Below are 14,143 nucleotides of genomic sequence, written 5' to 3'. Positions count from 1 at the left end.
ACTCCTTCCAATTACGCGCGGCAAGTCAATCAATTAAAGTAGCGACAAATTATGGTTCACTACTTTGTCAGCTTCACCTTTCCAAACACCGATGCATCTTTATACCCCAAGTTTTTATCGCCGTTTACTGGGGTGATCTCATGAGAGCCTAAAAAGTGCTCTCTGTCGCCACCATCCGCATCGCAATAGGCAAGCATAAAGCCCAGTGTCATACCTTCTTTTAAGGTGGCAGGCGAATTATCTTTTCCGTGTTGATAGCTATCATCAAATACACGTACCGCTGCTTCCCAATGAATCTTATGCGGCGCCGATATATCTCGCTGCCATTTGTTCTCTACGTGATCATTGTAGAGTTGTGGTACAGCCTCTCCTGCTTCATTTGGACCAATATCAACAACCTGATTATCTAACGCTAAGTGATAGGCAAACGCATTGTAGTTATTAAGGTGATCGCCACCAGAGGCATCAGCATCAATAAAAATTTCTAAACAGTCATCATCCCAATAACGTTCAAGGGGATTGGCATAGGTATCTGAGAGGTGATCGTCTTGTATTTCTGCCAACAGATACAGCGCATCCTTGTTCCATCGCAGTTTATATCGACCAGAAAAATCACCGGACTCAGGAGCCGAGCCCCACATAAGCGACGTCATTTCATGCCAATCGCCCCCTTTCCATGCAGCGTCATTGGCTACACCATCTATAACAGGTGGCGTTGATGAAAAAAGTACGCTGTCAGACTTGGCTTGTGCTGTGGGCACAGACATAGCCACAAGCAGTGCCGAGGTTAGTACTGCCCCTAAATGTTTTGCACTTTTCAATTGGATACGCTCTTTGTTTGCTTATTTGTATTTTAAACTACCATGTTTTGACTCCATTCGCGCTTGAAAATAGCGCCAAACACCCTCTTCTTTTTTAGAAGCATTACCAATTTGCAACGGTAATTGGTATAAAAAGGACATTCGTTCCCTCACTACCGTGGCTATGTCATTTCAAAACGCGTGCTATCACATCCTTGCGCCTGCCAGCGAGGCTCACGAGTACAAAAAGCTCAGCAAAATATTTGATGTATTTCTTATCGCGTTAATTATCGTAAATGTTGTCGCTATGATGCTGGAAACAGTGCCGGGTATCCCTGCCATTTGGCAGTACGAACTTCATATAATCGAAGTGGTTTCAGTACTGATATTTACCGTTGAGTACTTTCTTCGTTTATACGGCAGCGCATCGGCCCCAAACCGTCCTAATCACGAACGTACAACGACATGGCAAAAGCGCTGGACCTATTTGAAAAGCCCCATGGCGCTCGTCGACCTAATGGCAATTCTGCCTTTTTACTTAAGCGTTTTCGTGGCGTTCGATTTACGTATTTTGCGAATATTTCGGGTAATGCGAATTCTAAAAATTGGGCGCTATTCGCGCTCTATGCAAACTCTCGTTACCGTATTGCGCAACGAGTCTCACAGCCTTATTGCGGCGTTAAGCGTACTTTTGTTGTTCACGATTATCGCCGCCACCTGTATTTATTACATTGAACATGCTGCTCAGCCCGATGTTTTTAGCAGTATTCCCGCTTCATTGTGGTGGGCACTCGTCACGCTGACCACGGTGGGCTATGGTGACGCCGTTCCTATAACTGCATTGGGTAAAATATTTGGCGGCCTCATAACTATAATGGGTATCTGTTTTTACGCCCTACCAGCGGGTATTTTATCTTCTAGCTACACGTCGCAGATGCAGCTAAAACGCGATAGGTTTAAAGACACAGTAAGAAGCGTTTTGGACGACGGAAAGTTGAGTGAGCACGATGTGCACCACCTAGAACATGTTCGCGCACTTCTTGATTTAGATGAAGAGGAGGCAAAGCTAATTGTGCGCCTATTGCAGCACCATCACAAACGGCTAGATGATTGATTACACGCAGGCTGGAGCGAAAGCAACTCCCAAGAATCGAGTGGTATGCGCTTATACCTCCCCTTGATTCTTAGCTCACATCAGCTTATAACTAGTACCCGTCATTTCCAAAAAGAATTCCTATGTCTGTCAAACACCCTATTATTGCTATAACAGGTTCTTCTGGCGCGGGTACTACTACCACGACCAACGCTATACGCCATATTTTCAGGAACTTAAGTGTTAATGCTGCGGTTGTAGGAGGCGATAGTTTTCACCGTTTTACCCGCCCGGAAATGGAAGTGGAAATTCGCAAAGCCCAAGAGCAAGGCAGGCATATCAGCTACTTTGGCCCTAAAGCCAACGACTTTGAGCTACTGGAATCCCTGTTTAGGGAATACGGCAGCTCGGGTACAGGACAGTTTAGACAATACCTTCACACGTTCGATGAAGCCGTGCCTTTTAATCAAATGCCCGGCACCTTTACACCTTGGCAAGATTTACCCAAAAACACTGACTTGCTGTTCTATGAAGGTTTACATGGCGGTGTAAAAACGGAAGAAAATGACGTAGCAAAACATGTAGATTTACTGGTCGGCATGGTGCCGATCGTAAACTTAGAATGGATCCAAAAGATTGTACGCGACACCACTGACCGAGGACATTCTCGTGAAGCGGTAATGAGCAGCATAGTGCGAGGACTGGACGACTATTTCCACTACATCACGCCACAATTTTCACGCACCCACGTTAACTTCCAGCGCGTACCAACCGTTGATACCTCCAACCCCTTCAGTGCACGGGAAATTCCAACCCAAGATGAAAGCTTTGTGGTTGTGCGCTTTAGACGGGAAATGAAGACTGTGGACTACCCCTACCTACTTCAAATGATCGACGGCGCGTTTATGTCTCGCATCAACACCTTGGTTGTACCCGGCGGAAAGATGGGCTTAGCCATGGAGCTCATTTTAACTCCGCTCCTTGAAGACATCTTAAATAAAAAGCGCAGAGCTGGTCATCAGATGGATTGGTTGAGCAGCGACGAGTAAGCCCAATATACATCGCTTCTATAGGCATGTATTTAAAACAGTAAGTCGTAATGGCTCATGCCCTGCGTCAATCTAGGTTCTATTCGGAAACTTTCTTGGTTTAGCTTCTTGATTTAGTTTCTTGATTTAGTTTCTCGACCTAGTTTTTGACACAGCAGGCTCCTATTATGACCACAATTAAAAGCCAACAAATTTGGGTAGACCAGCAAAACCTTGCCAACACTAACGTTGTTTCCCGCGATATAAACATCAACGACTTACAGCAAGACGAAGTATTGCTTGAGACAGACAGCTTTGGCTTTTCTGCCAACAACATCACCTATGCTGCACTGGGTTTTAAAATGGGCTATTGGGGCTTTTTCCCTGCAAAGAGTGATAATGACGTTGATGAAGCACATGGCTTCGGTATTGTGCCCGTTTGGGGCTTTGCTACCGTTAAGGCGTCTTGTCATAGCGATATCAAAGTAGGTGAAAAGGTGTTCGGCTACCTGCCTATGGCTAGCCATTGGGTGATAAAAGCTGGCAAAGTTGCCCCTCACGGTTTTTCAGACATCCACGAAAAACGGAAGAGCATTAGCCCTGTTTACGATCAATATCTTCGCTGTGCCGCCGACCCCGGCTACGACAAAAACCGCGAAGCATGGCAGCTTAATTTTAGACCCCTTTATATGACTTCGTTTGTTCTCGATGACTATGTGGCAGAGAAAGCAAACAATGAAACCTTACTGTTGTCGAGCGCTTCGAGTAAAACCGCACTGGGTACAGCGCAACTACTTAAAGACCAAAAGGCCACTCGAAACGCAAGCTACAAGGTGGTTGGGCTAACCTCGAAACAAAACGTGGATTTGGTAAAAGCGTCCGGCTGCTACGATGAAGTGTATAGTTATGACGAACTCTCAGCCCTGAGTAGCGAAGGCAATAGCAGTAAAAGCAGCGATGCGCGCTACTGGCTGCTTGATTTCGCTGCCAACGGTACGTTGATTAATGACCTTACCAAGCAGCTTGGCGACAGCCTGAGCGACGTTACACTCATTGGTGCGACAGATTGGAAAGCCCAAGAGAAGCCCAACCCCAAATTGCTCAATGCAGAGATATTTTTCGCGCCAGCTCGCGTGAAACTGCGCCAACATGAATGGGGGCACGAGGCCTTTTTGGCAAAATACGCCAGTGCATGGAAACGCTTCGCAGAGAAAGTGAGCGATCAGTTTTATGAGCAATCGCACCGCGGAGCTGATGCTATAACGCAGTTATATTTAGAAACGCTTAATGGAACGGCGCAAACAAAAGCCCTTAATGTCGTCACTTTTGATTAGCGCTCCTTAAGGATTACAACTTGAACTGCTGATGTGTTGTTGCAGTGCCTACGTTATAAAGCTTCTCACCAATACGTAGTTCACTATAAGCTCAGTGGGAAGAAAAGCGTAATGGCTTCCTCCTCGTTGGAGTCTGCTGGGCTTTTACTGGGCCTTTGCTGGCTCTTTCTTTACATCTAAGTTCGACAGACCTAGACACTATTTGTAACAAACATCCCCAGCCTTTTACGCTTTTCTCGCTTTTGTATTTCACATCTTGTGGTTATAGTGAAACAAAAGTAAAACGAAAGGTATGAGTATGGGTCAGGAAACCTCTAAAATTCTCGTTGTTGATGATGACATGCGTCTGCGCAGCCTATTAGAGCGCTATTTACTCGAACAGGGCTATCAAGTACGCAGTGCGGCTAACGCAGAACAAATGGACAGACTGCTAGAGCGCGAGAATTTTCACCTTATGGTTTTGGACCTTATGCTACCTGGTGAAGACGGCTTGTCTATTTGCCGCCGATTGCGCCAGCAAGAAAACGACATGCCCATTATTATGCTTACTGCAAAAGGCGATGAAGTTGACCGCATTATCGGCCTTGAAATGGGTGCAGACGATTATTTGCCTAAGCCATTTAACCCACGCGAGCTACTAGCGCGTGCTAAAGCGGTATTGCGCAGACGCAGCAGCGAAGCGCCGGGCGCGCCGTCTAAAGATGTGCAAATTGTGGAATTTGGCAACTACAAGCTGAACCTCGCCACCCGTGAGATGACAGCTGGCGATACACCTTTAACACTGACGAGCGGCGAGTTTGCAGTATTAAAATCTCTGGTTACTCACCCCCGCGAGCCATTGTCGCGAGACAAACTGATGAACCTAGCGCGTGGTCGCGACTATAGTGCGTTAGAGCGCAGTATTGACGTTCAGGTTTCGCGCTTACGAAGAATGCTTGAAGAAGACCCTGCCAACCCTCGCTATATTCAAACTGTATGGGGATTGGGCTACGTATTCGTGCCTGATGGCGAACAAGTTTAGCACCTATGACTGATACGGCGGGCTCTACCCGTCTTGGCCAGTGCGCAAGTGAAGTATGTTTACTCATGACCCCTAATTATGCGTTTACCTACTGCCATTCCAAACACTGGCTTATGATTCAAAGCGACGGCATGTTATGCGTTTAATTCCCAAAAGTGCATTTGGCCAAACCGTCATGCTTATTGGCGTGCTGTTGCTTATTAATCAGATTGTGTCCTACATCTCTGTTACCTATTACTTTATTCAGCCCAGTTACCAACAAATTAACAGTTTATTGGCCACCCAAGTTAAATCTGTGCTCGCCAACGATTTGTTGGTGACTAACCAAGAGACCCGAGACCGCTATTTTCAAAAAACACAGGTGCAGGTCTTTGACGAAAGCGTTGCCAAACAGAATGGATTAGAGAGCGCCGTATACTATAGCTATATTTCTTCTCAAGTTAGCGAGCAGCTCAGGCAACTTGCTGATGTACGTATTAGCACTACCACGCAGGCCAGTGATGAAAATGCACCTTACATTGTGTGGATATCCCTGAACCGCTACCCAGACACGTGGATATCTATTCCTATTTCAGGGCTTAACGAAGCGAATATATCCCCTCTTACTATGTACTTGATGGTAATTGGTATATTAAGTGTGGCCGGCGGCTGGTTGTTTGTAAGACGCATGACTCGCCCGTTGTCAGCCCTGCAAAAAGCAGCAATAGCGGTGGGTAAAGGCGAGCACCCGGCGCCGCTTCGCGAACAAGGCAGCACCGAAATGATTCAGGTTACTCGGGCGTTTAACCGCATGAATCAGGGTATTAAGCAGCTTGAGAATGACCGAAATATTATGACAGCGGGCATTTCTCACGACTTGCGCACACCGCTTACCCGTATACGCCTAGCCTCAGAAATGCTGCCAGAAGATCAAGACTGGATTAAAGACGGCATTGTAAATGACATAGAAGACATGAACGCCATCATCGATCAGTTCATTGACTATGCGCGCTACGACACCGAAGAAGTCACTCAAGAAACCGATTTAAACGCGATTATTGCAGAACTGGTACAAGCCAGACATTTAGACGATAAGCACCACATTGAACTTAAACTCAACGCCATTCCTCCGTTGTCGCTACGACGAATTGCAATGAAACGCGTGATCGATAATCTCATCGAAAACGCCTTCAAATACGGCTCGGACGATATTGCGATTAGCAGCTTTTACAATCGCCACGAAAAGCGCGTGTATTGCAAAGTACGCGACTTTGGCCCGGGAATACCGGAAGCGGAGCTCGACGGTGTATTCATGCCGTTTGCACAAGGCGACAAAGCCCGCAATTCGTCAGGTTCAGGCCTTGGCCTTGCCATAATAAGGCGAATTGTAGAAGCTCACGATGGTGAGGTGACGTTGCGAAATCATCCTCAGCAGGGCTTGGTCGCAGAGTTTTATTTACCCTATCAAACCCATTAAGCCCAAAAACACTACACGGATTGGTATTAACTTCTGTGGTACTTAATTTTTCGGCTGTATCCATAAGACGCCAACCACAGCACGCAGCCGCCAAGTGGGATCACCCAAAACGCCGTAGTAAGTGGCGCGAAGTTCGCCCATAGTCCGGTAGAAAACGATGCCACTTGCACGCCAGTAGAGTTACCGATAATAGAAATACCAGAAAGTACCGGGCCGTTGTCACTGTCGATATTCATTGCAGCAGACAGTGCTAACGGGAAGAGCCCACCTAGCCCTAAGCCGAGCAGTAAATTACCTGCGCCAATCCCGTAAAATGAAGGCATTAACTTCAGTGCGAATACACCTGCTAGCGATGCTGTTGCCATAAGCACAATCATGCGGTGTACCGATACAAATCGCAGTAAAAACGGGAAAGTAAGGCGGCTTATCACCATACCAGCGGTAAAAAATGCCAGTAAGTTTCGCGACTGTTCGCCGGTAAAGCCTAAGCCGTTTTGCGCATAGCTCACAAACCAGTTCGCGTTACCAAATTCTACAGCACCATAGCCAAAGGTAAGCAAAGTTAGAAATATGAAAACAGGCTGCTTAATAATGACCCCAAATGCCAAGGTTTTTTTAGGCGCTTTAGGCTGACCTTTAAGCACTTTTGCCTGAGAACGCGCCGCAATAAATGCATAGCACGAAAGCACAATCATAACGCCTGCCAACACCTGAATAGGTAAACGCCAGTTGTGCTCAACAAGGTATAACAGCGTTACAAAGAACGACGCCGCAAACGTTCCTAAACTGAACATAAAATCCATTAAGCCCATCATAGTAAAGCGCTTTTCTGCGTACATTCGTGCTATAAGCGTGTGGCCAATAGTAAATATTGTTGAGCTCACCACACCGATTAATACCGCTAATACCAAAAACCATTGCCAAGCGGTAAGCACTGACACAAGCAGCAACAGCGCCGTATTCATACTGAATAACGTAGCTAATAGCGGCATATAGTCAAAGCGACTGGCATACTTGCCACCAATCACAGCGCCTAACATCATGCCTACAGAGAAGAGCGAAAAAAGTGCGCCGCTGACTACTTCAGACATTTGCAAATCGGCTGCAATATCTGGCAGTAATATTCCCCACAAGAGAAACAATTTACCAATTAGAAAAAAACCAGCGAAAATAACGATGGTGGCAGGAAGTCGGCTCATTTAGGCTCCATGGCTGATATCAGTAGAAAGACATCCGATTTAGGCGTGAGGGCACAGCGTAGTTATGCCCTTGAACACAAAGTGAACCTTTTGAGGGCGCTGACCTTTACTGTGCAAGAAAGAACAGCAGCCCTTAATTATCACATAATCACTACCTTTACAGATTGCTGATAATCGCAAGAAGTTGCAAGTGAAAGCGTTTTCCCTTTTTCATCCCACATTACAGGTACGCTCCTGCCATCAATTGAAACGCTCTGTGGTTTTTCGCTTAAACCATGCACGACGTAAGTGATGTCTCGCTGCTTTGGCATGCCTATATAGCTGCCTTCGCTATCAAGCGTCAGGGTTAATGCGGCCTTATCGTCTACTGACGCATTAAGAAGTAGCTTTGTATATAAGCCTTTTTTGACAGACGCTGGATTTTTGCCGTCATCCTCGTAATAAGTATATGAAGATGAATTCACTGAATTGTCATGCCAGTAGTGCATTTCTATTTTACGGGCATCAAACTGCTCTGTGCGGCTAAGCCCTTTAGTCATTGGCATAAAGCTTCCCGCTTTTACCCACACTGGGAAATTATCTTGGCTTAGCGGGTAGTTAACGGTTTGACCACCTTGGTATTTCGTATCAGAGAAAAAATCAAACCATACGCCTTCGGGTAACTTGGTCGGCCACACCGTTTGGTTAGCGCTCGTCACAGGCGAAACTAACAGACCATCGCCCCACAGATAACTGTCTGCATTTTCAAACCAATCGCTTTCACCGTACGCCATAGCTAACGGACGCATTAATGGCGTACCGTAAAGCGCATTTTCAAAGGCCAATGAATAGTTATAAGGCAGCATGTCATAGCGAAGTTGGATAAACTTGCGCGCAATAGACTTTACGGGGTCGGCGTGGAAAATTGGCTCCGGCGCAATATTATCTTGAGCGTGAGGCCTAAATACCGGCGAAAAGGTACCGAACTGAAGCCATCTTGTATAAAGCTCAGGATCAAAGGTTTCGCCTCCAGCAAACCCACCTAAGTCGGAATGGGTATACGCCATTCCAAAAACACTCATTTGAAGTGCCAACTCTACCTGAGGTTTAAGTCCGCCCCAGCTTCGACTCACATCGCCTGTCCACGGCACCATTCCGTACCGTTGACTGCCCAAAAAGCCTGAACGCATCAGCACAAAGGGGCGCGTATCAGGCTGAAGCTCTGTTAAGTTGTTATATACGCTTTTCGCCCACTGATGACCGTAGGCATTGTGCACTTCTGCGCCGCTTACTTTTGTAGACTGCCACATGTGCTGAATATCATCAGGGTGCACTTCAGGCTCGCCCAAGTCGCCCCACCAGCCTGCAACACCCTGTGCAGCAAGCTTTTCATAATATTGCCAAAACCAATCTTGACCCGCTTCACTGAACACATCAACAAGGCCGGTATTGCCAAAATAAAAATCGAAGGTATACGGCGCACCGTTATCGTTTTGAGCAAGGGCATTATTGGCAACGGCGCTTTCCCATTGTTTTGACGTCGTAAGAATAAAAGGCTCTGTTATCAGCACGGTTTTCACGTCTTGAGCGCGTAGCTCACTAATCATTTTCTCAGGCTCAGGGAAAGTGGCGGCGTCCCAGCTTAAGTTCCCCATGTGCCCTTTAATGTCTTTTCCAAACCAATATAAATCAAGCACTACGGCATCAACGGGAATATCTTGCGTATTAAAGGCATCAACAACATCCATCACCTCATTTTGAGATTTATAGCCAAATCGAGATGCAAAGTTACCCAGCAGCCAACGCGGTGGAAGCGGCTGTTTTCCCGTAACTGCTACGGTATTCGTAACCGTGTCTTCTAAATTTTCACCCAACACCATGATGTAGCTAGCACGGCCGCCTTGTGCCTTAAATAGCAACTCGTCGCTGTTCGTTTTGCCAATATCTAGCTCACCAGAAGCGGTGTTATCGAACAATACGCTGTAATTTTTTGACGACATCACAGCCGACAAGCCAAAGTACATCTGATTTGAAGACGTGGTGTAGCCATAGTGTGCTTTGTTATATAGCGGCATGCTATGACCACGACGATCCATACCTAAGACGCGCTGGCCGCCACCATAGAGTTTTTCGTTTTTATCTAGCGCAAACGACAGGCTGACGCCTTTACTGGAAATACTTAGTCCGCCTTGCTCTTTCGCGACAATTTTGCCGTTAACAGAATAACTGATAGCGTGCGTCGCCTTATCAACATGCGCTGCAATATTATTGAGTTTTAAGTTTAGGGTTGTCGCAGTTTCAACTAGCTCTACATCATTAGCTTTTTTGTTTTTAACACCAGTCAACGCGGGCTCGGGAAGCGCCATAGACGGTAGATTTGCGTAAGGCGTGCCATTATCATCAGTAAGATACGTTACTTGAAAGCCACTATCGTGCAACGCGCTTATCGTGAAGTCATTGGTATCCGTATCAATATTTAGCGTTGCTTTTTCGAGTGTCGCTGTTTGAACTTCGGCTACCGTATTTACCGAGAAAAATGCCAAACCAGCACATGCAAGTGCTATACGCTGTTTCCTGTCTATCATGCTCAAAACCTTCTTTATGCTTCATAGCGAACCGCACTTAATTAACGAAGCGCGCTTAATTAAAGCCTTCTTGTGTACGGTGAATGATAGCCAGTGCATTGCTCAACTTAAATAAACATACGTATTCATAATGTTAAATTTGTTAACAACAATACAAAAAAAGCCCGCAACACGGTGCGGGCAAAACATCAATCACGTTGAGTGTGATTAACGTTGGGAAGGGGCAAACCGAGTGTTAGTTACCCGGCCCGGCTTTAACGATAGCGTCGCTAACGTCGTATTTTTCAAAGTTCTGTTTAAAGTCGTTGACTAAGTTAGCGGCGTATTCGTTGTACTTCTCTTTGTCTGCCCACGTGTTTTGTGGCACAAGCAAATTGCTGTCTACACCGTCTATTGCCACTGGCACATCTAGGTTTAACGCGTCAATGTGCTGGGTTTCAACATCAGCCAAATTGCCCGATACAATTGCGTCGATGATGGCGCGCGTAGTAGGGATATCAAAACGGCTACCTGTGCCGTAAGGGCCGCCTGTCCAACCGGTATTAACCAAGTAAACCTTAGCGCCAAACGCTTTAACACGCTTAATCAGAAGCTCTGCATACACGCCTGCTGGACGTGGGAAGAAAGGCGCACCAAAACACGTTGAGAAGGTTGATTCAATATCGCTAGTAGAGCCAATTTCAGTAGAGCCTACTTTCGCTGTGTAACCGCTTAGGAAGTGATACGCCGCAGCTTCTTCACTTAACACTGAAACAGGAGGCAATACGCCACTTACGTCACAGGTCAAAAATACAACCGAGCGAGGCTCGCCGCCTCGGTTTTCAGCAACGCGCTTTTCAATGTGTGAAAGCGGATAGGCCGCACGTGAGTTTTGGGTTAACGACGTGTCGGTATAGTCCGGCGTGCGTGTTTCATCAAGCACTACGTTTTCTAGGATGGTACCAAACTTGATAGCATTCCAAATTACTGGCTCGTTCTTTTGAGATAGGTCGATACATTTAGCGTAACAACCGCCTTCGATATTAAATACGCTACCTGGTGCCCAGCCGTGCTCGTCATCACCAATCAAGAAACGCTTAGGATCGGCTGAAAGTGTTGTTTTGCCAGTACCTGAAAGACCAAAGAACAAGGTCACATCGCCTTCTTCACCCACGTTGGCTGAACAGTGCATAGGTAGCACGTCTTTTGCCGGAAGCAGGAAGTTTTGCACTGAGAACATGGCTTTTTTCATTTCACCCGCGTAACGCATGCCCGCAAGCAATACGCGTTTTTTCGCGAAGTTGATGATAACTGTGCCGTCGCTGTTTGTACCGTCACGCTCTGGCTCACAGGTGAAACCAGGTACATTCAGAATTTGCCAAGGCTGGTCGCCTTTAACATTCCACTGCTCTGGGATAATAAAAAGGTTACGAGCAAAAACATGCTGCCACGCAGTTTGCGTTCTTACTTCTAGCCACAAGGCATGTTCAGGGTCTGAGCCCACTTGAAGGTGTGAAAGAAAGTGTTCTTGGGTAGACAGGTAAGCTTCAACGCGATCCCACAGCGCATCGAATTTATCAGAATCAAAAGGCTTGTTTACCTTGCCCCAATCAATGTCGTTTTCTGTCGTAGGCTCTTTAACGATGAATCTATCGTTTGGAGAGCGACCTGTACGTTTTCCGGTTTCAACGACTAGCGCACCGTTTTTATCGAGGACACCTTCGCCGCGCTTTACGGCGCGCTCGATAAGTTCTGCATTTGGCAGGTCGGTGAGTGGCGTTACTTTCAGATCCGTTTGAATTGAGGCTGCTGCGGTCATGGCTGTTACCCTATATGTAATTTTTCAAAAGCACTTTCAAAAAAGTATCACCTCTTAGAGTGTAATGTAAACAAGGCCTAGCAAGCATTTATAAAACACATACTCACTATTTCTTACAACGGAATTTCATAAATATTGTAAATTAATTACAAGGAAAGCCTTTTCCTTGGATATAAATGCAAAAATAAGGCGTAGAAAACCTATATTGATCGATGAATTTCAAAATAAAACATGACAGTTTTCTTTCGAAAGAAGAGATGAAAACTTTCACTAGTACAGGAATAAAAGAAAGATTGAACTGTGTAGAAAAGTTAAACACTTACAGATGAGCAATTTTTAACCACAAGTGAAGTGTTGAACAAACCCGTCGATGTATGTTTTGAGGAGCTCAGATACAAAAAAGCACCTTCGAATGAAGGCACTTTAATAAAGCAGTAAATATGTAGTTACTGATTTGAAGACGGTGCGTCGAAGTTGCCGCTGTGAATGGCCTCTACGTCGATACTATCGAAGCAATATTCGGTATGACAATACTGACAATTCATTTTGATCGCGCCTTCTTCAGCAATAATTGCATGAAGTTCAGACTTCTCAACATGACGAAGTGCTTCTGCGCTGCGCTCCTTTGAGCATGAGCAAGCGAAGGTTACGTCTTTAGCTGGGTACACTTCCACATCTTCTTGGTGGTAAAGACGATATAAAATGTCTTCAACCGACAAAGAAAACATCTCTTCTTTGGTCAATGTTTGAGTAAGCTTAGTGATATGAGCAAACTCATTGGCTTGCGACACATCGGTAGCGCTGGCATCGGTAGGTAATACCTGAAGCAACACACCCGACGCTTTTGCGTGTTCTGGATCGCTTAGATCTGTCATCAAGTGAACGCTAGTTGCTAGCTGCTCTGACTGAGCAAAGTAACTCTCAATACATTCAGCTAGAGAAGGTTTATCCAATGCTACAACGCCCTGGTAACGTTCGCCTTCATCTGGAGTGATAGTAATGACCAATACCGCCTGAGACAAAAGCTCTGAGAACGTTTCAGGTAATGTTTCTAATGTCTCGTCCCAGCGAGCTACACCGCGAAGCGTTTGTTCGTGAGTGGCGTTTAATACCGCGTAACTTACCGGGCCTTTACTTTGAATTTGAAGTGAAATTTCACCTTTAAACTTAAGCGTTGCCGTTAACAATGACGTCGCTGCCGCCATTTCACTTAACAATGTTTGAATTTGCACAGGGTATTCATAGCTGTGCACAATTTGCGTTAAGCTCTCATCAAGACGAACTAATTCGCCACGGACGTTAGCTTGGGTAAATAAGAAGCGGTGTAATTTATCGAAATCGCTCATAACTAATCCTGTTGAGCAGCTCATTATTGCTGCTTAAATTTAATAATCTGTCGTCGCTGCTTTTTATCAGGTCTATGATCTGGTTTAGGGCTGTGAAATGCGTTCATTTTGCGCGCAGCTTGGTTTTCTTCACGTTTTGTTACACTTTCAACCGTCTCTTCGAACAGCGCTTGCGCCAAAGGCGCGCTCAATCGCTTGTCGCTTAAGCCTAGCACCTTAATTTCACGATTATCCCATCCTGAGGGAACTTTAATCATGGCGCCAAGCTCTACATGCTTGCCAGGTTTGGCTCTTTGCCCGTTGTACTGGACTTTTCCCGACTGCACCATGTCTCTTGCTATTGCGCGGGTCTTAAAGAACCTTGCAGCCCATAGCCACTTGTCCAGCCTGACATTTTGTGTTGTATTGTTGCTATCCGATTGGCTCATGTAATATTTTCGTAATGGTGTGGCTTTAGTGTTGTGACCCTCACCTTTACTAGGCTATTATGGGTTTGCTAAAGCG

Annotated in this window: 11 protein-coding genes; 5 read left to right on the top strand and 6 right to left on the bottom strand. The window is 45.9% G+C overall.

All coding sequences use genetic code 11. The features are described from left to right. Positions 1-59: 59 nt before the first annotated feature. Entirely contained in the window at positions 60-821 is a 762-nt protein-coding gene (locus MHN02_RS00560) for a CBM9 family sugar-binding protein (RefSeq protein ID WP_239244084.1), read from the bottom strand. Between the two features lie 157 nt (positions 822-978). On the opposite strand from MHN02_RS00560, the gene MHN02_RS00555 reads away from it, so the two are divergent. From MHN02_RS00555 to envZ, 5 genes are all read left to right on the top strand, one after another. Continuing rightward, positions 979-1,914 carry an ion transporter gene (locus tag MHN02_RS00555; protein WP_014977768.1) on the top strand — a complete coding sequence of 312 codons (936 nt, stop codon included), beginning with the start codon at positions 979-981 and terminating at the stop codon, positions 1,912-1,914. Between the two features lie 122 nt (positions 1,915-2,036). Further along, complete coding sequence (locus MHN02_RS00550; RefSeq protein ID WP_014951296.1) at positions 2,037-2,942, top strand: phosphoribulokinase; 906 nt, start codon at positions 2,037-2,039, stop codon at positions 2,940-2,942. Between the two features lie 167 nt (positions 2,943-3,109). Further along, a complete protein-coding gene (locus MHN02_RS00545; protein ID WP_061486811.1) occupies positions 3,110-4,255 on the top strand; it encodes a DUF2855 family protein in 1,146 nt (381 codons plus the stop codon). Between the two features lie 298 nt (positions 4,256-4,553). Next, positions 4,554-5,276, top strand: a complete 723-nt coding sequence (gene ompR, locus MHN02_RS00540) for a two-component system response regulator OmpR (protein ID WP_014951298.1) — start codon at positions 4,554-4,556, stop codon at positions 5,274-5,276. A gap of 136 nt (positions 5,277-5,412) precedes the next feature. After that, positions 5,413-6,732: a two-component system sensor histidine kinase EnvZ gene (gene envZ, locus MHN02_RS00535; RefSeq protein ID WP_014951299.1), complete on the top strand. Its 1,320-nt coding sequence runs from the start codon at positions 5,413-5,415 to the stop codon at positions 6,730-6,732. Between the two features lie 26 nt (positions 6,733-6,758). Here envZ and MHN02_RS00530 read toward each other — a convergent pair whose 3' ends face one another. From MHN02_RS00530 to hslR, 5 genes are all read right to left on the bottom strand, one after another. After that, on the bottom strand, positions 6,759-7,931 hold the full coding sequence (locus MHN02_RS00530) for an MFS transporter (RefSeq protein ID WP_061486812.1): 1,173 nt from the start codon (positions 7,929-7,931) through the stop codon (positions 6,759-6,761). 140 nt (positions 7,932-8,071) lie between these two features. Next, positions 8,072-10,495: a TIM-barrel domain-containing protein gene (locus MHN02_RS00525; RefSeq protein WP_061486813.1), complete on the bottom strand. Its 2,424-nt coding sequence runs from the start codon at positions 10,493-10,495 to the stop codon at positions 8,072-8,074. 235 nt (positions 10,496-10,730) lie between these two features. Further along, positions 10,731-12,293, bottom strand: a complete 1,563-nt coding sequence (locus MHN02_RS00520) for a phosphoenolpyruvate carboxykinase (protein ID WP_061486814.1) — start codon at positions 12,291-12,293, stop codon at positions 10,731-10,733. A gap of 446 nt (positions 12,294-12,739) precedes the next feature. Continuing rightward, the gene (hslO, locus tag MHN02_RS00515) at positions 12,740-13,639 is read right to left on the bottom strand and encodes an Hsp33 family molecular chaperone HslO (RefSeq protein WP_239244082.1); all 900 of its coding nucleotides are present in this window, start codon (positions 13,637-13,639) and stop codon (positions 12,740-12,742) included. 23 nt (positions 13,640-13,662) lie between these two features. Beyond that, positions 13,663-14,067: a ribosome-associated heat shock protein Hsp15 gene (gene hslR / locus MHN02_RS00510; RefSeq protein WP_015000020.1), complete on the bottom strand. Its 405-nt coding sequence runs from the start codon at positions 14,065-14,067 to the stop codon at positions 13,663-13,665. Positions 14,068-14,143 lie beyond the last annotated feature (76 nt).

It is taken from the genome of Alteromonas sp. CNT1-28 (assembly GCF_022348345.1).
In the GTDB taxonomy this organism is placed as follows: domain Bacteria; phylum Pseudomonadota; class Gammaproteobacteria; order Enterobacterales; family Alteromonadaceae; genus Alteromonas; species Alteromonas macleodii.
The sequence above is the reverse complement of the archived record's forward strand: the minus strand, read 5'-3'. Positions and strand labels throughout refer to the sequence as shown.